The 23823-nt window shown below is 55.9% G+C and carries 22 protein-coding genes, 1 other RNA gene and 1 pseudogene; 13 read left to right on the top strand and 11 right to left on the bottom strand.

Features of this window, described 5'->3' with window-relative positions:
• Window positions 1–121: 121 nt before the first annotated feature.
• Window positions 122–925: a DeoR family transcriptional regulator gene (locus H2Z33_RS11245; RefSeq protein ID WP_017693937.1), complete on the top strand. Its 804-nt coding sequence runs from the start codon at window positions 122–124 to the stop codon at window positions 923–925.
• A 540-nt stretch (window positions 926–1465) separates the two neighbouring features.
• Here H2Z33_RS11245 and garD read toward each other — a convergent pair.
• Window positions 1466–3037, bottom strand: a complete 1572-nt coding sequence (gene garD, locus H2Z33_RS11250; RefSeq protein WP_015571957.1) for a galactarate dehydratase — start codon at window positions 3035–3037, stop codon at window positions 1466–1468.
• Between the two features lie 367 nt (window positions 3038–3404).
• Between garD and garL the strand changes: the two genes are divergently transcribed.
• The 11 genes and pseudogenes from garL (at window position 3405) to H2Z33_RS11305 (ending at window position 17198) form a co-directional block, all read left to right on the top strand.
• Complete coding sequence (gene garL / locus H2Z33_RS11255) at window positions 3405–4175, top strand: 2-dehydro-3-deoxyglucarate aldolase (protein ID WP_003862676.1); 771 nt, start codon at window positions 3405–3407, stop codon at window positions 4173–4175.
• Between the two features lie 21 nt (window positions 4176–4196).
• Window positions 4197–5087 carry a 2-hydroxy-3-oxopropionate reductase gene (garR, locus tag H2Z33_RS11260; RefSeq protein WP_015571956.1) on the top strand — a complete coding sequence of 297 codons (891 nt, stop codon included), beginning with the start codon at window positions 4197–4199 and terminating at the stop codon, window positions 5085–5087.
• Window positions 5088–5143: 56 nt separating this feature from the next.
• On the top strand, window positions 5144–6289 hold the full coding sequence (garK, locus tag H2Z33_RS11265; RefSeq protein ID WP_032672038.1) for a glycerate 2-kinase: 1146 nt from the start codon (window positions 5144–5146) through the stop codon (window positions 6287–6289).
• Window positions 6290–6321: 32 nt separating this feature from the next.
• Window positions 6322–6698: RNase P RNA component class A (gene rnpB / locus H2Z33_RS11270), an RNA gene on the top strand.
• A gap of 672 nt (window positions 6699–7370) precedes the next feature.
• Window positions 7371–8291, top strand: a complete 921-nt coding sequence (gene tdcA, locus H2Z33_RS11275; protein ID WP_006812085.1) for a transcriptional regulator TdcA — start codon at window positions 7371–7373, stop codon at window positions 8289–8291.
• A 96-nt stretch (window positions 8292–8387) separates the two neighbouring features.
• Window positions 8388–9377: a bifunctional threonine ammonia-lyase/L-serine ammonia-lyase TdcB gene (tdcB, locus tag H2Z33_RS11280; protein WP_063135376.1), complete on the top strand. Its 990-nt coding sequence runs from the start codon at window positions 8388–8390 to the stop codon at window positions 9375–9377.
• 10 nt (window positions 9378–9387) lie between these two features.
• Window positions 9388–10719 (top strand): threonine/serine transporter TdcC, encoded by a 1332-nt coding sequence (gene tdcC, locus H2Z33_RS11285; RefSeq protein ID WP_006812083.1) that lies wholly within the window; start codon window positions 9388–9390, stop codon window positions 10717–10719.
• A 30-nt stretch (window positions 10720–10749) separates the two neighbouring features.
• Complete coding sequence (tdcD, locus tag H2Z33_RS11290; protein WP_045344033.1) at window positions 10750–11958, top strand: propionate kinase; 1209 nt, start codon at window positions 10750–10752, stop codon at window positions 11956–11958.
• Between the two features lie 15 nt (window positions 11959–11973).
• A complete protein-coding gene (gene pflB, locus H2Z33_RS11295; protein ID WP_047057413.1) occupies window positions 11974–14268 on the top strand; it encodes a formate C-acetyltransferase in 2295 nt (764 codons plus the stop codon).
• A gap of 274 nt (window positions 14269–14542) precedes the next feature.
• Window positions 14543–15873 (top strand): annotated as a pseudogene (locus H2Z33_RS11300) (hypothetical protein).
• A gap of 20 nt (window positions 15874–15893) precedes the next feature.
• Window positions 15894–17198: a serine dehydratase subunit alpha family protein gene (locus H2Z33_RS11305; RefSeq protein WP_063135350.1), complete on the top strand. Its 1305-nt coding sequence runs from the start codon at window positions 15894–15896 to the stop codon at window positions 17196–17198.
• A gap of 80 nt (window positions 17199–17278) precedes the next feature.
• On the opposite strand, the gene H2Z33_RS11310 is transcribed toward H2Z33_RS11305, so the two are convergent.
• Window positions 17279–17980, bottom strand: a complete 702-nt coding sequence (locus H2Z33_RS11310) for a pirin family protein (protein ID WP_003862658.1) — start codon at window positions 17978–17980, stop codon at window positions 17279–17281.
• A gap of 104 nt (window positions 17981–18084) precedes the next feature.
• Here H2Z33_RS11310 and yhaJ point away from each other — a divergent pair, with 104 nt between their 5' ends.
• Entirely contained in the window at window positions 18085–18987 is a 903-nt protein-coding gene (gene yhaJ, locus H2Z33_RS11315; RefSeq protein ID WP_045911536.1) for a DNA-binding transcriptional regulator YhaJ, read from the top strand.
• Window positions 18988–19025: 38 nt separating this feature from the next.
• On the opposite strand, the gene H2Z33_RS11320 is transcribed toward yhaJ, so the two are convergent.
• The 9 genes from H2Z33_RS11320 to yqjA all read right to left on the bottom strand — a co-directional run bounded on the left by H2Z33_RS11320 (window position 19026) and on the right by yqjA (window position 23786).
• Window positions 19026–19391, bottom strand: coding sequence for a DUF805 domain-containing protein (locus H2Z33_RS11320; protein ID WP_015571946.1), 366 nt, complete (start codon window positions 19389–19391; stop codon window positions 19026–19028).
• A gap of 106 nt (window positions 19392–19497) precedes the next feature.
• Entirely contained in the window at window positions 19498–20484 is a 987-nt protein-coding gene (locus tag H2Z33_RS11325) for a glutathione S-transferase family protein (protein WP_017382429.1), read from the bottom strand.
• Between the two features lie 72 nt (window positions 20485–20556).
• Complete coding sequence (locus tag H2Z33_RS11330; RefSeq protein ID WP_006812075.1) at window positions 20557–20949, bottom strand: DoxX family protein; 393 nt, start codon at window positions 20947–20949, stop codon at window positions 20557–20559.
• A 247-nt stretch (window positions 20950–21196) separates the two neighbouring features.
• On the bottom strand, window positions 21197–21493 hold the full coding sequence (locus H2Z33_RS11335) for a YqjK-like family protein (RefSeq protein ID WP_003862649.1): 297 nt from the start codon (window positions 21491–21493) through the stop codon (window positions 21197–21199).
• On the bottom strand, window positions 21490–21888 hold the full coding sequence (locus tag H2Z33_RS11340; protein WP_003862647.1) for a phage holin family protein: 399 nt from the start codon (window positions 21886–21888) through the stop codon (window positions 21490–21492). Before H2Z33_RS11340 ends, H2Z33_RS11335 begins: the two co-directional genes overlap by 4 nt.
• A gap of 2 nt (window positions 21889–21890) precedes the next feature.
• On the bottom strand, window positions 21891–22196 hold the full coding sequence (locus H2Z33_RS11345) for a DUF883 family protein (protein ID WP_003862645.1): 306 nt from the start codon (window positions 22194–22196) through the stop codon (window positions 21891–21893).
• Window positions 22197–22225: 29 nt separating this feature from the next.
• Window positions 22226–22594, bottom strand: a complete 369-nt coding sequence (locus H2Z33_RS11350; RefSeq protein WP_017382428.1) for a DUF1090 domain-containing protein — start codon at window positions 22592–22594, stop codon at window positions 22226–22228.
• Window positions 22595–22737: 143 nt separating this feature from the next.
• Window positions 22738–23121 (bottom strand): EnvZ/OmpR regulon moderator MzrA, encoded by a 384-nt coding sequence (mzrA, locus tag H2Z33_RS11355; protein ID WP_047741490.1) that lies wholly within the window; start codon window positions 23119–23121, stop codon window positions 22738–22740.
• A gap of 2 nt (window positions 23122–23123) precedes the next feature.
• Window positions 23124–23786 carry a DedA family general envelope maintenance protein YqjA gene (yqjA, locus tag H2Z33_RS11360; RefSeq protein ID WP_003862638.1) on the bottom strand — a complete coding sequence of 221 codons (663 nt, stop codon included), beginning with the start codon at window positions 23784–23786 and terminating at the stop codon, window positions 23124–23126.
• Window positions 23787–23823: the final 37 nt, after the last annotated feature.

Genomic DNA, 23823 nt, shown 5'->3' on the forward strand with positions numbered 1-23823 from the left:
AAAGGTTTCAGCGGCGATTAAGCTTGCGTCCGCACCCCATACAGGGCTTGCATTCCCTCAAAAGAAAGGCGTTAATAAGCAAAACGAAATGAAACGAAAGTGTATTTACTAAGGAGCTCGTATGAGCAGCACCGATTCATCCGCAGAGAAGCGCATCACCGGCACCAGTGAAAGGCGAGAGCAGATCATTCAGCGGTTGCGGGCGCAGGGAAGCGTGCAGGTTAACGATCTTTCTCTTTTATTCGGCGTGTCGACGGTGACGATCCGTAACGATCTGGCCTTTCTGGAAAAGCAGGGGATTGCCGTTCGCGCTTACGGCGGCGCGCTGATTTGCGAAGGCAATGCCCCCGGCGTGGAGCCGTCCGTTGAGGACAAAAGTTCCCTTAATACGGCAGTGAAGCGCAGCATCGCGCAGGCGGCGGCTGAACTGGTGAAGCCGGGTCACCGCATTATTCTGGACTCCGGCACCACAACCTTTGAAATTGCCCGCATGCTGCGCCAGCACACCGATGTCATTGCCATGACCAACGGGATGAACGTGGCAAACGCGCTGCTGGAAGCGGAGGGCGTAGAGCTGCTGATGACCGGCGGGCACTTGCGCCGTCAGTCGCAGTCCTTCTACGGCGACCAGGCGGAGCAGTCCTTACAGAATTACCATTTTGACCTGCTGTTCCTGGGCGTCGATGCCATCGATCTCGACCGGGGGGTGAGTACGCACAACGAGGATGAAGCCCGTCTGAACCGCAAAATGTGCGAGGTGGCGGAGCGTATTATCGTTGTCACTGACTCCAGCAAGTTTAACCGTTCAAGCCTGCATAAAATCATTGATACTCAGCGGATCGACATGATTATCGTTGATGAAGGCATTCCGGCGGAAAGCCTTGAAGGATTACGCAAAAGCGGGATCGATGTGGTGCTGGTCTAAAGAGGCTTTTCCCCTCTCCCTAACCCTCTCCCCATAGGGAGAGGGTTCCCCAGTAATTTGAAAGCAAAAGCTATAACGTTGCCTCAGAATAACTGAGGGCTTTCAGCGATGCCTCGGTCCGGCTGTAAATCGCTGAGGCGTTTCCTGTAGGCCGGGGCGAGGCGCAGGGATGCGCCGAGAGGGCGGGCTTTACAGGGATGTTACCTCCGCCCGTCCCCGATAAGCCGGAAGGAATAAGCCGAAGGCACCGCGAAGCGGCGATTTTCCGCCGGAAGCCCGGGTCGCCAGGGTGGTGGCGACTGAGCCACCCTGGCACGTTCACCGCTCATGTCGTGACAGAGTAGCAAGGAACATAAAGTGAACGGAATGACCACCTGAGCCGTATGTTCCCCCTCACCCCAGCCCTCTCCCTCAAGGGAGAGGGGGCCGTCTGTGCAGGCATTATTTTGTGGGGAACCCTCAGCCCCATAGGGGAGAGGGGACTGCCCGGTGCGGTTTTTTACCCTCTCCCCGGTGGGGAGAGGGCTGGGTGAGGGGCCATCAGGTCACCGGCGCCGGGTTAAACACCGCCAGCGAGTTATGCAATCCCCATTGATCGGAGAAGGTTTTCTTCCGCCCGCTTGCCACATCCAGAATGAAGTGGAACAGCTTCCAGCCCACCTCTTCAATACTCTCTTCCCCGGTGGCGATGGTGCCCGCGTTGATATCCATTAAGTCATACCAGCGGTTTGCCAGCTCGGTGCGGGTCGCCATTTTGATCACCGGTACCGCCATCAGGCCGTACGGCGTGCCGCGCCCGGTGGTAAAGACCTGTACCGTAATGCCGGACGCCACCTGCTGGGTACCGCACACGAAATCACTGGCAGGCGTTGCCGCGTAGATCAGACCGCGTTTGGTTGGTCGCTGGCCAGGGGAGAGCACTTCCACAATCGCGCTCTGGCCGGATTTGGCAATCGACCCGAGGGCCTTTTCCACCACGTTGGCCAGGCCGCCTTTCTTGTTACCCGGAGACGGGTTGGCGCTGCGGTCGGTTTTGCCCATGTCGAGATAGTTATCGTACCAGGCCATCTCCTCCAGCAGGCGTTTGCCCACCTCTTCGTTGACGGCGCGCGGCGTGAGCAGGTGGATAGCATCACGTACTTCGGTGACTTCGGAGAACATCACCGTGGCGCCGCAGCGCACGAACAGATCGGAGGCATAACCGACTGCCGGGTTGGCGGTGACGCCGGAAAACGCATCGCTGCCGCCACACTGTGTCCCAACGACCAGTTCAGAGGCCGGGCAGGTTTCACGCTGGCGTTTGTTCAGCTTCTCCAGATGGTGCTCTGCCACCTGTAAAATGTCGTCGACCATCGATCTGAAGCCGACATGGTGTTCATCCTGAAGTCGCACAACACTGGCATCGTCAACCGGAATGGCTTTCACATCCTCAGTACCCTGCAACAGGCGTTCTGGCTGCAATTTTTCACAGCCGAGACCAATCACCATGACCTCACCGCCAAAGTTTGGGTTAAGGGCGATATTGTGAATCGTGCGGATCGGCACGACCGCTGCGGGCGCGTTGATCGCCACGCCGCAGCCGTACAGGTGGTTAAGACCCACCACGCCGTCAACGTTGGGGTATTTCGGCAACAGATCGCGCTCAATAATTTTCACCACATAATCCACTACGCCCGCCACGCAATGCACGCTGGTGGTGATGCCAAGCAGGTTTTTGGTTCCCACGCTGCCATCCGCGTTGCGGTAACCCTCGAAGGTATAACCCTCCAGCGGAGGCAACGGCTCAGGGACGCGGGTAGCCAGCGGCAACGACTCCAGCGGCGGGGCGGTGGGCAGCTCAACCAGCGACTCCTCAATCCAGCTACCCTGCGGGATAGCGCGCACCGCATAGCCGATGACTTCGCCGTAGCGCACGATTTCGCCCTGCGCCGGGATATCGACCAGTGCGACTTTATGCCCCTGCGGAATGTGCTCAATCAGCTCCAGGCCATCCGGAAAGCGGGTGCCAGCTTTTAAGCCATTGTCGTTGACAATAATCGCCACGTTATCGGTATCGTGCACTTTTATATAGAACGCCGTCGGCGACGCCTGTCGAATTTCAATATCGGCCATTGTTCACTCTTCTCCAGCAAAATATCTGATACTAAATATAGCCAGATGGTTAATTGTTTCTTATTGAGGAAATAAAGAATGCCAGGAGAGGAAAGGTGAGAATGTGATCGCGATCGCTCCCGAACCACTAATCGTTGATTCTGTGCATCAGCGCCCACTGTGTTGGGCATATGCTCAAAATAGCGTGCTACTCCCGTTGGATAATTGAGCATTGAGACAATGTGCTGCCGGGTGGTGACGATTATACTGAATGACGATTTTATAACGCCAAAATTCAGTCAGGAAAATAAATATAACGCTGACGCTGAGTCGGAATAAATAAGAAAAGCTACTGGCTAAAACTGCGGAATTAAAAAAGGTATAAGTAATGAGTAACGACATCTTCCCGAATAAATTTAAAGCGGCCCTCGCGGCGCACCAGATTCAGATTGGCTGCTGGTCTGCGCTGGCTAACCCCATCAGCACCGAAGTGCTGGGCCTGGCCGGGTTCGACTGGCTGGTGCTGGACGGCGAACATGCGCCAAACGATATCAACACGTTTATTCCGCAGCTGATGGCGCTGAAAGGCAGCCACAGCGCGCCGGTGGTGCGTGTGCCCACCAACGAGCCGGTGATCATCAAGCGTCTGCTGGATATCGGCTTCTACAACTTCCTGATCCCGTTTGTTGAAACGGAAGAAGAAGCGGTGCTGGCCGTGGCGGCGACCCGCTATCCACCGGAAGGGATCCGCGGCGTGTCCGTCTCGCACCGCGCCAACATGTTTGGCACCGTGCCGGACTATTTCGCTCAGTCCAACAAGAACATCACCATTCTGGTTCAGATCGAGAGCCAGCAGGGGGTCGATAACGTCGACGCTATTGCCGCGACGGAGGGGGTAGACGGCATTTTCGTCGGCCCGAGCGATCTGGCGGCCGCCTTTGGTCATCTGGGCAACGCCAGCCATCCGGACGTGCAGCGCGCAATTCAGCACATTTTTGCCCGTGCCAAAGCGCACGGTAAACCGTGCGGCATTCTGGCGCCAGTGGAAGCCGATGCCCGCCGCTACCTGGAGTGGGGCGCAACGTTTGTTGCCGTGGGCAGCGATCTCGGCGTATTCCGCGCCGCCACGCAGAAATTAGCGGACGCTTTTAAAAAATAACCATCATTGAGGAAACAGATTATGACGCTGAAAGTGGGTTTTATTGGCCTGGGTATCATGGGCAAACCAATGAGCAAAAACCTCATCAAAGCAGGTTACTCACTGGTGGTTTTAGATCGTAATTCAGACGCGGTGGCAGAGGTGATTGCGGCTGGCGCAGAAACGGCGACAACCGCAAAAGCGATTGCTGAGCAGTGCGACGTGATTATCACCATGCTGCCAAACTCCCCGCACGTGAAAGAGGTGGCGCTGGGTGAGAACGGCATTATCGACGGCGCGAAGCCGGGTCTGGTGGTGATCGACATGAGTTCTATCGCACCGCTGGCAAGCCGCGAAATCAGCGAGGCGCTGAAAGTGAAAGGCGTGGAAATGCTGGATGCGCCGGTCAGCGGCGGCGAACCGAAAGCCATCGACGGCACCCTGTCGGTGATGGTGGGGGGCGATAAAGCTGTGTTCGACAAATACTACGACCTGATGAAAGCCATGGCTGGCTCCGTGGTGCACACCGGTGAAATTGGCGCAGGCAACGTCACCAAGCTGGCAAACCAGGTGATTGTGGCGTTGAACATCGCGGCCATGTCCGAAGCGCTGACGCTGGCCACCAAAGCGGGCGTTAATCCGGATCTGGTCTATCAGGCCATTCGCGGTGGTCTGGCGGGCAGCACCGTGCTGGATGCCAAGGCGCCGATGGTGATGGATCGTAACTTCAGGCCGGGCTTCCGCATCGATCTGCACATTAAGGATCTGGCGAATGCGCTGGATACCTCCCACGGCGTGGGCGCGCAGCTGCCGCTGACTGCCGCCGTCATGGAGATGATGCAGGCGCTGCGTGCGGACGGTCTGGGCACCGCCGATCACAGCGCGTTAGCGTGCTATTACGAAAAACTGGCGAAGGTTGAAATTGCTCGCTAATGACGTCCTGCCCGGTGGCGTTACGCTTACCGGGCCTACGGCTCAGGCATACAACTATGAAAATCGTAATCGCGCCAGACTCTTATAAAGAAAGCCTGTCTGCCACCGAGGTGGCGCAGGCGATAGAAAAAGGATTTCGGGAAATTTTCCCCGACGCTCATTACGTGTCTGTTCCCGTTGCTGACGGCGGAGAAGGTACAGTTGAAGCGATGATCGCTGCGACGCAGGGCACCTGGCAGCAGGCTGTCGTCACCGGCCCGTTAGGGGAAAAGGTGAAGGCCAGTTGGGGGATCTCGGGCGACGGTACCACCGCGTTTATCGAGATGGCCGCCGCCAGCGGCCTGGTGCTTGTTCCTCCCGCGCAGCGTAACCCGCTGGTCACGACGTCGCGCGGGACGGGGGAGCTGATCCTCAGCGCGCTGGATAAAGGCGCGCGCAACATCATTATCGGTATCGGCGGGAGCGCAACCAACGATGGGGGCGCAGGCATGATGCAGGCGCTGGGCGCGAAGTTTACGGATGCGAACGGGACGGAGATCGGCTACGGCGGCGGCAGCCTGATGGCGCTTAACCGGATTGATATTTCCGATCTCGATCCGCGTCTTCAGGGATGCGCAATCCGCGTCGCCTGTGACGTGACGAATCCGCTGGTCGGTGAAAGCGGCGCGTCGCGTATCTTTGGCCCGCAAAAAGGCGCCACGGAGGAGATGATCCTCGAACTCGACGCCAATCTTAGCCACTACGCCGGGGTGATCAAAAAATCGCTGCGCATTGACGTCAACCGGGTTCCGGGGGCTGGCGCCGCGGGCGGCATGGGCGCAGCGCTGATGGCCTTCCTGGGCGCTGAGCTGAAAAGCGGCATCGAGATTGTCACTCAGGCGCTCAATCTTGAAGAACATATTCACGACTGCACGTGGGTGCTGACCGGGGAAGGGCGCATCGACAGCCAGAGCATTAATGGCAAAGTGCCCGTCGGCGTGGCGAGCGTCGCCAAAAAATACCATAAGCCGGTGATCGGGATTGCCGGAAGTCTGACGCAGGATGTGGGTGTGGTGCATCAGTACGGCATCGACGCGGTGTTCAGCGTACTGACCAGTATCGGTTCACTGGAAGAGGCGTTCCAGGGAGCATATGACAACATTTACCGCGCCTCGCGGAATATCGCGGCCACATTGCAGGTAGGCATGCGTAGCCAGGGGTGACAGCGGCGCGCAAACCCTCTATACTGCGCGCCGAAGCTGACCAGACAGTCGCCGCTTCGTCGTCGTCCCTTTCGGGGGAGACGGGCGGAGGGGAGGAAAGTCCGGGCTCCACAGGGCAGGGTGCCAGGTAACGCCTGGGGGGGAAACCCACGACCAGTGCAACAGAGAGCAAACCGCCGATGGCCCGCGCAAGCGGGATCAGGTAAGGGTGAAAGGGTGCGGTAAGAGCGCACCGCGCGGCTGGTAACAGTCCGTGGCACGGTAAACTCCACCCGGAGCAAGGCCAAATAGGGGTTCACATGGTACGGCCCGTACTGAACCCGGGTAGGCTGCTTGAGCCAGTGAGCGATTGCTGGCCTAGATGAATGACTGTCCACGACAGAACCCGGCTTATCGGTCAGCTTCAACTTCTTACGAAACCCCGCTTCGGCGGGGTTTTTGTTTTCTGAAGGTTGCAGGCCGGGTAAGCGAAGCGCCAAACGACATCAATTCTCAATTTTGCGACGCCAAGCACATTTCACTATTTGGTTGACTGTGTGTTCCTCTCATCTGCTGCGCATGATCGTAATCACAAAATTTAACTCTATAAAATTAGAAAATTTTAGTGTTGAGCAGATGTTGTAAATGTTTAGTCAGTGATGCCGAATGTTATTCATTTGATAATTTAATATTGAATCTAAAAACATTCTTCTGGTGAATGTGTGATATATCCCACTCTTTAACCGGAAAGTGAATAAATATTCCTGGTAAAGTTGATAAACCACAAAAATGTTTTAAAGGGATAATGGTGTTTTATTAACCTTTAATTGCCTGAAAGATAGCCTTTATTAATATTTTTAAAGCAAAAAAATTCACGCTGGTTATTGCCATAAAATAAATTTATTACCGCGTTTTTTATTGATCGATATCAGCGTAAATGCGTATTTTTATTGTAATAAGCATTTGATTTATAAAGACATAAATAGATTTCGGGTGCGATTGAAAACAGAGCGTCCTGGCAAATTGTGAGTAACAGCACATACCCCCTGAAACAATATTGGGTAGAATCCGCTGCGTCATAGGGAAATAAGCGCAGAATATTATGAATACTATTATTCTACCGAAAACACAGCACCTCGTGGTATTTCAGGAAGTCATCAAAAGTGGCTCCATAGGTTCTGCTGCAAGACAACTGGGGCTGACGCAACCTGCCGTCAGCAAAATCATCAGCGACATCGAATCCTACTTTGGGGTGGAAGTGATGGTGCGTAAGAACACCGGCGTAAAACTCACTGCCGCCGGTCAGGTGCTGCTGTCCTACGCTGAGTCGATCACCCGCGAAATGAAAAACATGGTGAGCGAGATTAACAGCCTCAGTTTCAGTACCGTCATGGACGTCTCTTTTGGCTATCCGTCGCTGATTGGCTTCACTTTCCTGTCCGGGATGATCAAAAAATTCAAGGAAGTGTTCCCGAAAGCGCGCGTCTCAATGTATGAAGCGCAGCTCTCTTCATTCCTGCCCGCCATTCGCGATGGCCGGCTGGATTTCGCCATCGGCACGCTGAGCGACGGGATGCAGCTTCAGGATCTTCACGTTGAGCCACTGTTTGAATCCGAGTTTGTGCTGGTGGCGAGTAAATCACGAACGTGCACCGGCCCGACCAGACTGGCATCGCTCACGCACGAGCAGTGGGTGATGCCGCAAACCGATATGGGCTACTACAACGAACTCCTGACCACCCTGCAAGACAACCACATCAGCATTGAAAACATCGTCCAGACCGATTCCGTCGTCACCATCTATAACCTTGTCCTCAATGCCGATTACCTGACGGTGATCCCCCGTGACATGATTGCGCCATTCGGCTCGGACCAGTTTATTGTTCTGCCGGTGGAAGATGAATTACCCGTGGCGCGTTATGCCGCCGTGTGGTCAAAAAATTACAGTATTAAAAAATCGGCGTCAGTATTAGTTGAACTGGCAAAACAATATTCGTCGATGAATATCGAAAAACGACGATAGAAATAATGATGATTTAAAACACCCGGAGCGACGCTTTTTAACGCTCTGATACCCTGACTTTGCCTGAAAACAATGAATTATTATAACGAGGATATTATGCACATTACTTACGATCTCCCGGTGACCATTGAAGATATTCAGGACGCCAGAAAAAGACTGGCGGGAAAGATCTATAAAACCGGTATGCCGCGCTCGAATTATCTGAGCGAACGGTGTAAGGGTGAGATATTCCTGAAATTTGAAAATATGCAGCGTACCGGTTCGTTTAAAATACGTGGGGCGTTTAATAAATTAAGCTCGCTGACCGATGCGGAAAAACGCAAGGGCGTGGTGGCCTGTTCCGCAGGGAACCACGCGCAGGGGGTCTCTCTCTCCTGCGCCATGCTCGGCATCGACGGCAAAGTGGTCATGCCGATGGGCGCGCCGAAATCCAAGGTTGCCGCCACGCGCGACTACTCCGCCGAAGTGGTGCTGCACGGCGAAAACTTTAACGACACCATCGCCAAAGTGAGCGAAATCGTCGAGATGGAAGGGCGCATTTTTATCCCGCCTTACGACGATCCGAAAGTCATTGCCGGCCAGGGCACCATCGGCCTGGAAATCCTCGAAGATTTATATGACGTGGATAACGTGGTTGTCCCCATCGGCGGCGGCGGTTTAATTGCCGGTATTGCGACAGCAATTAAATCCATCAACCCAACTATCAATATTATCGGCGTGCAGTCTGAAAATGTGCACGGAATGGCGGCATCGTATCAGGCCGGAGAAATAACCAGTCATCGTGTTACCGGCACATTAGCTGACGGCTGCGACGTGTCTCGCCCAGGTAATTTAACCTTCGAAATTGTTCGTGAATTAGTCGATGACATTGTGCTGGTCAGCGAAGACGAGATTCGCAACAGCATGATCGCGCTTATTCAGCGAAATAAGGTGGTCACGGAAGGTGCCGGTGCGCTGGCGTGCGCGGCGTTATTAAGCGGCAAGCTGGACCACTATATTCAGGGCCGAAAAACCGTCTGCATTATTTCCGGCGGCAATATCGATCTCTCCCGTGTTTCCCAAATTACCGGCTTCGTTGACGCATAAAGGATGACTTATGAGCAACACAGAAAGCATTATCGTTGGCCAGACAAAAACGTCCACCTGGCGTAAATCGGATACCACCTGGACGCTCGGCCTGTTTGGTACCGCCATTGGCGCAGGCGTGCTGTTCTTCCCTATCCGTGCAGGCTTTGGCGGCCTGATCCCTATCCTGCTGATGCTGGTACTCGCGTTCCCGATTGCGTTTTACTGCCACCGCGCGCTGGCGCGTCTGTGTTTGTCCGGCAGTAACGTCTCCGGCAACATCACCGAAACGGTGGAGGAGCATTTTGGTAAGACCGGAGGGGTGGTGATCACCTTCCTCTACTTCTTTGCCATTTGCCCGCTGCTGTGGATTTACGGCGTCACCATTACCAACACCTTTATGACCTTCTGGGAAAACCAGCTCCAGATGCCCGCCCTGAACCGCGGCGTGGTGGCGCTATTCCTGCTGCTGCTGATGGCTTTTGTTATCTGGTTCGGTAAAGACCTGATGGTGAAAGTGATGAGCTACCTTGTGTTCCCGTTCATCGCCAGCCTGGTGTTGATTTCTCTCTCGCTGATCCCGTACTGGAACTCGGCGGTGATCGACCAGGTTAACCTGAGCGATATCGCCTTCACCGGTCATGACGGCATTCTGGTCACGGTGTGGCTGGGGATCTCCATCATGGTCTTCTCCTTCAACTTCTCGCCTATCGTCTCCTCGTTTGTGGTCTCCAAACGCGAAGAGTACGAACCAGAGTTCGGGAAAGAGTTTACCGAGCAGAAATGTTCCAAAATCATTGGTCGCGCCAGCCTGCTGATGGTGGCGGTGGTGATGTTCTTCGCCTTTAGCTGCCTGTTTACGCTCTCTCCGCAGAACATGGCGGACGCCAAAGCGCAGAACATTCCGGTGCTCTCTTACCTGGCGAACCACTTCGCGTCGATGTCAGGCAGTAAATCCACGTTCGCCACGGTGCTGGAATACGGCGCCTCCATCATCGCGCTGGTCGCTATCTTTAAATCCTTCTTCGGCCACTATCTGGGCACGCTGGAGGGGCTAAACGGTCTGATCCTCAAGTTCGGTTACAAGGGCGACAAGAAGAAAGTTTCCGTCGGCAAGCTGAACACCATCAGCATGGTCTTCATCATGGGCTCCACCTGGATTGTGGCCTACGCCAACCCGAACATCCTGGACCTTATTGAAGCCATGGGCGCGCCAATTATCGCCTCTCTGCTGTGCCTGCTGCCGATGTACGCCATCCGCAAGGCGCCTGCGCTGGCGAAATACAAAGGCCGGACCGAGAACATCTTCGTAACCGTGGTCGGCCTGCTGACCATTCTGAACATCGTGTACAAACTGTTTTAAACCAAAGCTCAGGAAGAGCGGAGCCATACCATGATTGAGTTTCCGGTAGTACTGGTCATTAACTGCGGATCGTCCTCTGTTAAGTTCTCGGTGCTGGACGCCGCAGGCTGCGATGCCCTGATGACGGGCATTGCGGACGGCATCAACACAGAAAAAGCCTTTATTTCCGTGAATGGGGGGGAGCCGGTCAGACTGGCTCACCAGGACTACGAAGGGGCGCTGGCCGCCATCGCCCTGGAGCTGGAGAAACGCAACCTGATGGGCAGCGTGGCCTTGATTGGCCATCGCATTGCCCACGGCGGCGACCTCTTCAGCGAGTCGACCCTGATCACGGAAGAGGTGATGGCGCAGATCCGCGAGGTCTCCCCGCTGGCGCCGCTGCATAACTACGCCAACCTGAGCGGCGTGGAAGCCGCCGGGCGCTTGTTCCCCGGCGTGCAGCAGGTGGCGGTATTTGATACCAGCTTCCACCAGACCATGGCGCCGCAGGCGTATCTGTACGGCTTGCCGTACCGCTATTTTGAAGAGCTGGGCGTGCGCCGCTACGGTTTCCACGGCACCTCTCACCGCTACGTGTCGGCGCAGGCGCACGCGCTGCTCGGGCTCTCTCCCGATGACAGCGGCCTGGTGATTGCCCATCTCGGCAACGGGGCGTCCATCTGCGCGGTGCGTAACGGCGTAAGCGTGGACACGTCCATGGGGATGACGCCGCTTGAAGGACTGGTGATGGGCACACGCTGCGGCGACGTGGATTTTGGCGCGATGGCGTGGATTGCCCGGCAGACCGGCCAGTCGTTCGAGGATCTGGAGCGCGTGGTCAACAAAGAGTCCGGGCTGCTGGGGATCTCTGGCATCTCCTCCGATTTGCGCGCGCTGGAGAAAGCCTGGCATGACGGCAACGAGCGGGCGCGGCTGGCAATAAAGACCTTTGTCCACCGGATTGCGCGACATATCGCCGGTCATGCCGCGTCCCTGCACCGTCTGGATGGCGTGGTGTTTACCGGCGGGATCGGTGAGAACTCCGTGCTTATCCGCGCGCTGGTGGTGGAGCATCTTAAGGTGTTTGGCATCATCCTCGACGAGTCCAAAAATGCCCTGCCGGGCAGCGCGGGCGAGCGCGTGATCTCTACCGAGTCGTCCCGCGCGGCCTGCGCGGTGATCCCTACCAATGAAGAAAAAATGATCGCGCTGGACGCCCTCCGTCTTGGGAAGGTTACTCCGGCTGCGGCTTACGCCTGATAAAGCGAGAATCTGATGAAAGTAACAATCGATACGGGCGTCGCGCCTTACAGCGACGCATGGGCCGGGTTTCGCGGTGAAGAATGGAAAAACGCCATTAACGTGCGCGATTTTATTCAGCATAACTACACCCCTTATGAAGGCGATGAAGCTTTCCTCGCGCAGGCGACGCCAGCAACGACGGCGCTGTGGCAGAAGGTGATGGTCGGCATTCGTCAGGAGAATGCTACTCACGCTCCGGTGGATTTTGACACCAACATCGCCACTACCATTACCGCGCACGGGCCGGGCTATATTGATCAGGAGCTGGAGACGATCGTTGGCCTGCAAACCGACAAGCCGCTCAAGCGGGCCCTGCATCCGTACGGCGGGATCAACATGATCCGCAGCTCGTTCGAAGCCTACGGTCGCGAAATGGATCCGCAGTTTGAATATCTCTTCACCGACCTGCGCAAAACCCACAACCAGGGCGTATTTGACGTCTACTCCCCGGAGATGATGCGCTGCCGCAAATCGGGGGTGCTGACCGGTCTGCCGGACGGCTACGGGCGCGGACGCATCATCGGCGACTACCGTCGCGTGGCGCTGTACGGCATCAGCTATCTGGTGCGCGAGCGTGAACTTCAGTTCGCCGATCTCCAGGGGAAACTGGAGCGCGGAGAAGAACTGGAGGCCACGATCCGCCTGCGCGAGGAGCTGGCGGAGCATAAACGTGCGTTGCTCCAGATCCAGCAGATGGCGGCGAACTATGGCTTTGATATTTCACGTCCGGCGATGAATGCGCAGGAAGCGGTGCAGTGGGTCTACTTTGCCTACCTTGCCGCAGTGAAATCCCAGAACGGCGGGGCGATGTCGCTGGGGCGCACGGCCTCGTTCCTCGATATCTACATTGAACGCGACATGCAGGCAGGACGGCTGAATGAGGTGCAGGCCCAGGAGCTGATCGACCACTTCATCATGAAGATCCGCATGGTACGCTTCCTGCGCACGCCGGAGTTCGACACGCTCTTCTCCGGCGATCCGATCTGGGCCACGGAAGTGATTGGCGGCATGGGGCTGGATGGCCGCACGCTGGTGACCAAAAACAGCTTCCGCTACCTGCATACCCTGCACACCATGGGGCCTGCGCCGGAGCCAAACCTGACGATCCTCTGGTCCGAACAACTGCCGATCGCGTTCAAGAAATACGCCGCGCAGGTGTCGATCGTCACCTCCTCGCTGCAATACGAGAACGACGATCTGATGCGCGCCGACTTCAACAGCGACGACTACGCCATTGCCTGCTGCGTCAGCCCGATGGTGATCGGCAAGCAGATGCAGTTCTTCGGCGCACGCGCCAACCTGGCGAAAACGCTGCTGTATGCAATCAACGGCGGGGTGGATGAGAAGCTGAAGATCCAGGTGGGGCCGAAAACCGAGCCGCTGCTGGATGAGGTACTGGATTACGACACCGTAATGGCGAGCCTCGATCACTTCATGGACTGGCTGGCGGTGCAGTACATCAGCGCGCTGAATCTCATTCACTATATGCATGATAAATACAGCTACGAAGCCTCGCTGATGGCGCTGCACGACCGGGACGTCTACCGCACCATGGCCTGCGGCATTGCCGGGCTGTCGGTGGCGGCGGATTCCCTGTCGGCCATCAAGTACGCCACGGTAAAACCGGTGCGCGACCACACTGGCCTGGCGGTCGATTTCGTCATCGAAGGCGACTATCCGCAGTACGGCAACAACGACGATCGCGTGGACAGTATCGCCTGCGATCTGGTTGAGCGCTTTATGAAGAAAATCCAGGCGCTGCCGACGTACCGCAACGCGGTACCGACGCAGTCGATCCTGACCATCACCTCCAACGTGGTTTACGGGCAGAAGACCGGCAACACGCCGGACGGACGTCGCGGCGGCACGCCGTTTGCGCCTGGCGCCAACCCGATGCACGGGCGCGACAGAAAAGGGGCGGTGGCGTCGTTAACCTCGGTCGCCAAGCTGCCGTTCACCTATGCCAAAGACGGGATCTCCTACACCTTCTCCATCGTGCCGCAGGCACTGGGCAAGGACGAGCCGGTGCGCAAAACCAACCTTGTCGGGCTGCTGGACGGATACTTCCATCACGAAGCGACCATTGAGGGCGGGCAACACCTGAACGTCAACGTGATGAACCGGGAGATGCTGCTGGATGCCGTCGCCCATCCGGAGAACTATCCGAACCTGACGATCCGCGTTTCAGGTTATGCGGTGCGGTTTAACGCCCTGACGCGCGAGCAGCAGCAGGACGTGATTTCGAGGACGTTTACGCAGGCGATGTAATACAGGCTTCATCTTCAGCCTCCTCAAATGGGGAGGCTTTTAATTTTGTGAACGCCGTCAATTTTAGAAAACTTACTCTCCTTTCTGCTATCCCGAAGTAATATTATTCTCTCGCTTTAGAAAATCCCTATAAAAGTTGTGACTTTTTTCTCCCGCGCTCCGGATATGATCTTCCCATATCAATAACTCACACCTGCACCCTCTGACTCGCAATCGCTGGCGAACGGAACCTTATAAAAACAACCAGTTACCCTACAAAATAAGCGAGTGCCCAATGAATATGGCAACAAACAGCAGTGTGATTGTGAGTGATTCCCCTGCGGCAAGGCGGGCGGGAATGAGCGAAAGCGAATGGCGAGAGGCGATCAAATTCGACAGCACCGATACGGGCTGGGTCATCATGAGTATCGGGATGGCTATCGGCGCGGGCATCGTTTTTCTTCCGGTGCAGGTCGGGTTAATGGGGCTGTGGGTGTTTTTACTCTCGTCGATAATTGGTTATCCGGCTATGTACCTGTTCCAGCGCCTGTTTATTAATACGCTGGCGGAATCACCGGAATGCAAAGATTACCCGAGCGTCATTAGCGGTTATTTAGGTAAAAACTGGGGCATCTTATTGGGTGCGCTTTATTTTGTGATGCTGGTGATCTGGATGTTTGTCTATTCCACGGCTATCACCAACGACAGCGCATCTTACCTACACACCTTCGGCGTAACCGACGGTTTGCTGTCGGAAAATCCGTTCTACGGCTTATTCCTGATCTGCATTCTGGTCGCCATTTCGTCGCGCGGTGAAAAACTGCTGTTTAAAGTCTCCAGCCTGATGGTGCTGACCAAATTATTTGTGGTGGCGGCGCTGGGGCTTTCGATGATTGCCTCTGGCATTTAGCCAACGTCGGTATGCTGCCGCCGATGGGCCTGCTGATTAAAAATGCCATTATTACGCTGCCTTTCACCTTAACCTCCATTCTGTTTATTCAGACATTAAGCCCGATGGTGATTTCCTATCGTTCACGGGAAAAATCCGTAGAGGTGGCGCGTCATAAGGCGCTGCGGGCAATGAATATCGCTTTTGGCGTGCTGTTTGTGACGGTCTTTTTCTACGCGGTCTCCTTTACGCTGGCGATGGGGCACGACGAGGCGGTAAAAGCCTACGAGCAGAATATTTCCGCCCTGGCAATCGCAGCACAGTTCATCAGCGGTGACGGTGCGGGCTGGGTCAAAATCGTCAGCGTGATCCTCAACATTTTTGCCGTGATGACCGCGTTCTTTGGCGTCTATCTCGGCTTTCGTGAGGCGACGCAGGGCATCGTGATGAACATCCTGCGCCGCAAAATGCCGGCGGAGAAAATCAATGAAAGCACCGTCCAGCGCGGGATTATGCTGTTCGCTATCCTGCTGGCCTGGAGCGCGATTGTGTTAAACGCGCCGGTGCTGAGCTTCACCTCCATCTGTAGCCCTATTTTCGGGATGGTGGGCTGCTTAATTCCGGCGTGGCTGGTCTACAAAGTGCCCGCACTTCATAAATATAAAGGCGTATCGCTGGTGATTATTGTGATTACCGGGCTGCTGCTTTGTGTTTCTCCTTTCCTCGCCTTCTCATGAGGTTAAATAAGGTCGTAACGATGTCTGAGCAAATTAATCCTTTATGGAACCATTTTATTCGCGCCGTGCAGGAAGAGGTAAAGCCTGCGCTGGGCTGTACCGAACCCGTCTCGCTGGCGCTGGCGTGCGCGATGGCTGCCGGACAGCTTGACGGTGAGGTGACGCGTATCGAGGCGTGGGTATCGCCGAACCTGATGAAAAACGGGCTTGGCGTAACGGTGCCCGGCACCGGTATGGTCGGTTTACCCATCGCGGCCGCGCTGGGGGCGACAGGCGGTAATGCACACGCCGGGCTGGAGGTGTTGAAAGATGCGTCGGCCGAGGCGCTAACGCGCGCCAAAGCACTGCTGAACGCAGGTCTGGTGCAGGTGAAATTGCAGGAGCCGTGCGAGGAGATCCTCTATTCACGCGCCTGCGTTTACGTCGGTGAATCCTCGGCGATGGTGACCATCGCTGGCGGGCACACTCGCGTGGTGGAGGTAGTTTGTCAGGGCGAAACGCGCTTCAGGCTTGACGATCGTCAGAGCCAGAACAACGACGATCCGCTGGCGGTACTCTCGACCACCACGCTGTCGCAGATCCTTGAGTTTGTAGAGCAGGTGCCGTTTGACGCGATCCGCTTTATCCTCGATGCGGGGCGGCTGAACGATGCGCTCTCCCGCGAAGGTTTGCGTGGCAACTGGGGGCTGCATATTGGCGCGACGCTCAATAAACAGCGCGCACGCGGCTGGATGGCGCAGGATCTGGGTTCAGACATTATTATCCGCACCAGCGCAGCCTCGGATGCCCGCATGGGAGGCGCGACGCTGCCGGCGATGAGCAACTCGGGTTCCGGGAATCAGGGCATCACCGCCACCATGCCGGTAGTGGTGGTGGCTGAGCACGTTCAGGCCGATGACGAACGGCTGGCGCGGGCGCTGATGCTCTCGCATCTGTCGGCTATCTATATCCACTACCAGCTTCCGCGCTTGTCCGCGTTGTGCGCGGCGACAACGGCCGGAATGGGGGCAGCGGCGGGGATGGCGTGGCTGATGGGCGGTTCTTACCAGACCATTGCCATGGCGATCGGCAGTATGATCGGCGACGTGAGCGGGATGATCTGCGATGGGGCTTCTAACAGCTGCGCAATGAAGGTCTCGACCAGCGTTACCAGCGCCTGGAAAGCCGTGATGATGGCGCTGGATGATACTGCCGTGACGGGTAACGAGGGGATTGTGGCGCACGACGTGGAACAGTCTATCGCTAACCTGTGCGCCCTGGCGTGCCGCGCAATGCAGGCGACGGACCGGCAGATCATTGAAATTATGGCGAGTAAGGTGTTGTGATTTAATCCAACCCGTTACCCCTGACTCTAACCCTCTCCCATAGGGAGAGGGAACCGATCGAGCGAGGGGGCGTGTTGATCTTAAACCGGCAAATCAATCAGCAGCGCGCGCAGCGGCGTATCGGCAACCAGAGTGATATTCGCTTCGTCACGAATAAACGCCCCGTCACCGCAGGTGAGCGCTTCTTTCTCTTCCGTATGCGTGACCGCATGCACCGTTCCGTGAATGGACTGCAAATAGGCACGCGGGCCATGAAGCTGGAAGCTCGCCTGTTCACCTTTTTTCAGTTCGATATGGTGCAGCCACACCTGCTGGCGTAACTGCAAGCTGCCTTTGCTGCCGTCTGGCGAGGCAATCAGCTGCTGTTGATCGCCCTTCAGATCGATTTTTTGCACCAGCGGATTTTCCCGTTCCGGACAGGCATCCAGCCACAGCTGCATGCGGGTCAGCGTTTTATCTTTGCTGAGGTTATGCTCGCTGTAGCTAATACCTGGCTGCGTGGAAATTAACAGCGCCTCGCCAGCCTTCGCCTGGACATGATTGCCCTCGCTATCGCGGTATTCTGCCTCGCCTTCCAGGATCAGGTTCAGGATATCGACTTTAGGGTACGTGCGCGGCTGGAAGGACGCGCCCGGGGCGAGCACTTCCTGATTCAATACGCGCAGTGAAGCGTAACCGAGGAGTTTAGGGTCAAAGTAGTGTCCAAAGGAAAAGGTGTAGCGGGCCTGCAACCAACCGAAATCGGCTTGTCCGCACTGTTTCGCTGTTCTTGTCGTAATCATAAACTTGACCTCTCTTTACACTAAATCAATGGTAAAGGTATGGACGCTGCATTGTTAGCCAGATATTCTGCCTGGTATGTTCAAATTTCCTGAATGAGAACGAGATGGCTAAAGAGAGAGCATTGACGCTTGAGGCGCTTCGCGTCATGGACGCGATTGACAGGCGCGGCAGCTTTGCCGCGGCGGCAGATGAACTGGGGCGCGTTCCGTCTGCCCTGAGCTACACCATGCAAAAGCTGGAAGAGGAGCTGGATGTTGTGCTCTTCGATCGCTCCGGTCATCGAACAAAATTCACCAACGTTGGGCGGATGCTGCTGGAGCGCGGCCGCGTATTGCTGGAAGCGGCGGATAAGCTGACGACGGATGCCGAAGCGCTGGCCCGCGGCTGGGAAACCCATCTGACGCTGGTGACCGAAGCGCTGGTGCCCACCGAGGCGCTGTTCCCGCTGGTGGACAGACTGGCCGCGAAAGCCAATACCCAGCTGTCGATCATCACTGAGGTGCTGGCCGGGGCGTGGGAGCGTCTTGAGACGGGCAGGGCGGATATCGTGATTGCGCCGGACATGCATTTCCGCTCATCGTCAGAAATCAATTCGCGCAAACTGTACAGCGTGATGAACGTCTACGTCGCCGCCCCGGATCACCCTATCCATCAGGAGCCGGAGCCGCTCTCTGAGGTCACGCGCGTGAAATACCGCGGTGTGGCGGTCGCGGATACCGCCCGAGAGCGCCCGGTGTTAACGGTACAGTTGCTGGATAAACAGCCGCGACTGACGGTAACGTCGCTGGAAGATAAGCGACAGGCACTCCTGGCGGGGCTGGGCGTGGCGACTATGCCGTATCCGTTTGTCGAAAAGGACATTGCAGAAGGGCGGCTGCGCGTCGTCAGCCCGGAATACACCAGCGAAGTGGATATCATTATGGCGTGGCGTCGCGACAGCATGGGCGAAGCCAAATCGTGGTGTTTGCGTGAAATTCCCAGGCTCTTTGCCCACCACAACAAATAAGCGTAGGCCCGGTAAGCGTATGCGCCACCGGGCAGAATTTACGCGCTTGCCTTAGGATCCGGACCAAAGCGGTTTTCGCCCGGCGTTCCGCTCTGACAGTTGAAAATCAAAATCACGATCCAGCCGATAAGCGGGATCAACAGCAACAGCAGCCACCACGCCGAACGATCTGTGTCGTGGAGACGACGAAACAGTACGGCCCATGAAGGCAGCAGAACTAACACACCATAAATGGTGGTGAGAATGCCTTCACCCCCCTCGCGTTCCCAGCCGAGGATCTTGTCCACAATGCCCAGCACCATAATCAGGACGAAGTTCACCAGAACGAACATCCAGTACTCTTTACGGCGGGCACGGCCACCAAATCCAACGTAGTTGCGCAGTACTTTTAAATACCAGTCCATTTTTCCTTGCCTCTTAATCAGTCAATCACTTGTTTTCTAAGCGATCGAGGTAAGGATAGATGTATGCTGTGAATTAAAAAAGGGAATCAATTGATTCCCTAAATAATTATCCGAAACGCACGTCGCGCCCGTGCGGTTCATCCAGGTCCTGCCACGGGCCAATGGAGATAATGCCCGTTGGGTTGATGGTCTTATGACTGCGGAAATAGTGGGTGCGAATATGGTCAAAATTGACCGTCTCCGCAATCCCCGGCATCTGATAGATGTCGCGCAGGAAACCGTGCAGGTTCAGGTAATCACTGATGCGATGCTTGTCGCACTTGAAGTGGGTGACATATACCGGATCAAAGCGGATCAGCGTCGTCCACAGGCGGATGTCTGCTTCGGTGAGGCGATCGCCCGCTAAATAACGATGCTGGCCGAGGATCTGCTCCAGGCGCTCCAGGGATCCAAACACGTTGCCGACCGCTTCGTCGTACGCTTCCTGACTGGTGGCAAAGCCCGCTTTGTAGACGCCGTTGTTAACGTTGTCGTAGATCCAGCCGTTCAGCTCGTCAATTTTCTCGCGCAGCTCAACCGGGTAGTAATCCCCGGCACGGGCACCGTGCGCGTCAAACGCGGTATTGAACATGCGAATGATTTCAGCGGATTCATTGCTGACGATCGTCTGGTTTTTCTTGTCCCACAGCACAGGCACCGTTACGCGTCCGGTGTAGTGCGGATCGGCGCGCAGATAGAGCTGATACAGGAAATCGTGATGATAAAGCTCATCACCCGTCGCGGCCGGGAAGCCACTGTCGAACGTCCAGCCGTTTTCCAGCATCAGCGGGTTGACCACCGAAACCGGAATTAACGATTCGAGACCTTTAAGTTTGCGCACAATCAGCGTGCGGTGCGCCCACGGACAGGCGAGAGAAACATACAGATGATAACGATCTTTTTCCGCCGCAAAGCCCCCTTCGCCACTCGGGCCGGGTGCGCCGTCGGCGGTCAGCCAGTTACGGAAGGCCGAAACAGAGCGCTTAAAGCGTCCACCGGTGGATTTGGTGTCATACCAGACATCCTGCCAGACGCCGTCTACGAGTTGTCCCATTTTTTACTCCTCCGTCAGATAGCAAAAGCGAGGAGATGTCTCCTCGCTTTGAATGTAATCAGTATAGCCTGCTTACCACTTCTTATTCAGAAGACGGTCGATGCTGTAGGCGCCCGGACCCGTGATAGCCAGCAGCAGGAAGCCGCCCGCGATGGTCAGGTTTTTCATGAACATCAGGGAGTTCACGCCTTCCGCAAAGTTGCTGTGGAAGATGAACGCGGTCAGCAGGGTAAAGCCTGCGGTGAACAGCGCCGTAGTGCGGGTCAGGAAACCGAACAGCACTGCCAGGCCGCCGCCGAACTCAAGCAGAATGGTCAGTGGCAGCAGGAACCCCGGCACGCCCATCGCTTCCATATACTGCTGAGTGCCCGCATAGCCGGTAATTTTGCCCCAGCCTGCGGTGATGAACAGAACAGGCATCAGAATACGCGCTACCAGTACACCAACATCTTCTAATTTTTTCATTTTACTCTCCAGGAAACCACATCAGCGGCTAAACGTTATTTGCTTGCAAATTCGGGTAGATACCGCGTCTTTGCTGTCGATGGAGAGGAGTGTAAACGGGGCGGATGGCAAATGTTAGCAAGGAAAACTGTTAATCTTCTTCAAAGATATTGAGTAAGGGAGGGGGTTTTGCCGGGTAGCGGCTACGCCTTACCCGGCCTACACGCAATCGTAGGCCGGGTAAGCGCAGCGTCACCCGGCAAGAAGGCTAGCGCAACTGCTGTTGTCGCAGCGTGGTTTTCACCAGCCGCCAGGCGCTCCAGGCGCCAAAGCCGCGGCGTGCCCAGCGGATCAGCATGTTAGGATGCCGAACCGACCAGATCGCCATCACGCTGCTGCCGACCAGCGCCCATGAGCGCAGGCTCAGGACCGTGTTCCAGCCGCGGTCAAACCGATGCGTGGCTTCAACCCAGTCTCGACGGCTGGCAGACAAATCCAGCCGCTGCTGCTGGATTTGGCTCAACAGATACGCTTTCCGCTTTTGACGTTCGGCTTTGTCGCTCACGACTTATCATCCTCCAGCAGGGCGCGGTCGTTGGCCAGCTCCTGGCGCGTATGGCGCAGGAAGGTCGACGTGCGCGCTTTATGCAGGGTCCAGATACCGCCTATCAGCGCCGCCACCAGCAGAACCACGGTAGTCGCAATCATCGCGTTCAGACGATACTGTGGATCGATAGCCCAGATGATTAACACCATCAGGCTCATCAGACCAAACGCGGCAAAGAGCATCGTAAGCCCAAGCATGAGCAGCATCTGGAAGAGGTTGGCTTTCTCCTCTTCCAGCTCCACTACCGCAAGCCGGACGCGCGTTTCGGCAATCCCGACCAGCGTCGTAAGAATACGCTGGCCGATGCCGAGGACGTTTTTAGCAGGCCCTTGTGCGTGACGTGGATCTTCCATAATCAACGACGCGTCAGCAGGACACCCAGCACCACACCCACTGCGGCGCCAATACCTACACCCGTCCATGGATTATCACGTACATATTCGTCTGCGCGCGCTGCCGCTTCGCGGGTTTGTTTCGCCAGCGCGTCACCGGTTTCGCCCAGACGGTAACGGCTCTCTTTCAGTGCCTGCTCCGCTTTGCTGCGCAGTTTACTTACTTCTTCTTTCGATTTATCCGCAGAAGAGTTCAGCACCTCTTCCAGGGTGTCCGCCAGGGATTTCAGTTCAGCGCGCAGATTTTCTGAAGTTGTATCTTTTGACATGATTCTCTCCTGTTGAGATTTCCGTTAACTCAATAATCGCGAGCTTCCAGCGCTTTCAGTTCGTCCTGCGCCTCTTGCAACTTCCTCTCGCGCTTGGCAATTTTTTCCGCATCACCTTTCTCTTTCGCTTCCTGTAGGTCTTGACGGCGCTCGGCTATCTCGTCCTTCTGTTCAGCGATTTTTTCCTGATGATCGGCACGCAGCTTGCTGTCCGTACAGTTGTCTTTCACTTCGCTCAACGCTTTTTTCAGCCCGTCGATCCGGTGCTGATTGTTATGCTTTTCGGCATAACTGATTTCGCGTTGGATATCCTGTTCTTTCTCCTGACAAAGAGACATAGCGAAGGAAGCTGTGCTTAAAGAAAAAAGGGCCAGAGCCAGAGTGATGCGGTATTTCATTATAGAAACCTTCCATTGTGTTACGGCGTAAACCGTGTTCCAGAACTATGCGGAGAACATCTGAGGGGTGCTCCGCGTACTTAAGCATAGTAAGTAAACGGGAGTTTCACCAAAGTAGGTGAAAATATTCGGAATCTTAGTCGTTAACCAAATCGATGCGACGTGTCGCGTAACCGTGACATCCAGGAGGCTACGTGGCTGTCATCATCCTGTTGCGCAATGATGTAACCCTGCGGCAGCGTGCGGTCCAGCACGGCTTTCGCCGCGGCGCTTTGCGCACTGGAGTCAAATTTTATCAGCAGCACATCGTCTTGCGGCGTGATGCTCTTAAAGCGGATCCCGTTTGCGTCCAGATGATGCCAGATGGAAAAACCATCCGGCACGCTGGTTCCCTGGCTCACAGGACGGATAGCCAGCGTCGACTCCTGATGCTGTAGCGCAGACCACAGCAGGATAAGAGCGCTGAACATCATCAGCGCGACGATAGCGTAAGAGAAGCGGCGCATCGCGAGCGGGGAGATGACCATCGTTAACCCCTGGCTCCGTATTTCTTCTTCCACAGTACGACCAGGGACCCGACCAGGCCAAACACCAGCAGAACGACGGGCAGCAGCATCAGGCAAGACATCAGCTGATCTTCATATTTCATAAAGACCGGCGTTTTACCCAGCGCGTAGCCGAGCGTGGTCAGGATCAGCACCCACAGCAAGCCACTCATCCAGTTAAAGAACTGGAAGCGCGTACTGCTCAGGCCGGACAAGCCCGCAATGGTGGGCAGCAGGGTGCGTACGAATGCGATAAAGCGGCCGATCAGTAAGGCGGAAAGCCCATGCTTATGGAAAAGGTGGTGCGCTCGCTGGTGGTAATGGGCCGGAAGGTGCGAAAGCCAGTTCTGAACGATTCGCGTGTTACCCAGCCATCGCCCCTGAATGTAACTCACCCAGCAGCCCAGGCTGGCGGCAATGGTCAAAAGCAGGACCGTTTGCGGGAAAGCCATCGCCCCTTTTGCACAGAGCACCCCGACCAGCACCAGCAGGCTGTCGCCGGGTAAAAAGGCAGCAGGCAGCAGACCGTTCTCAAGGAACAGGATCATAAATAACACAAAGTAGAGCATGCCAATCATGGACGGGTTGGCCAGCGTTTCGAAATCCTGAGCCCAGAGGGCGTTCAGTAGTTGGGTCAAAAGTTCCATTCAGTGTTCCTGGAAATCGGTTAACGTCACGCCTGTC

The organism is Enterobacter sp. YSU (assembly GCF_016082135.1).
GTDB lineage: Bacteria > Pseudomonadota > Gammaproteobacteria > Enterobacterales > Enterobacteriaceae > Enterobacter > Enterobacter hormaechei_C.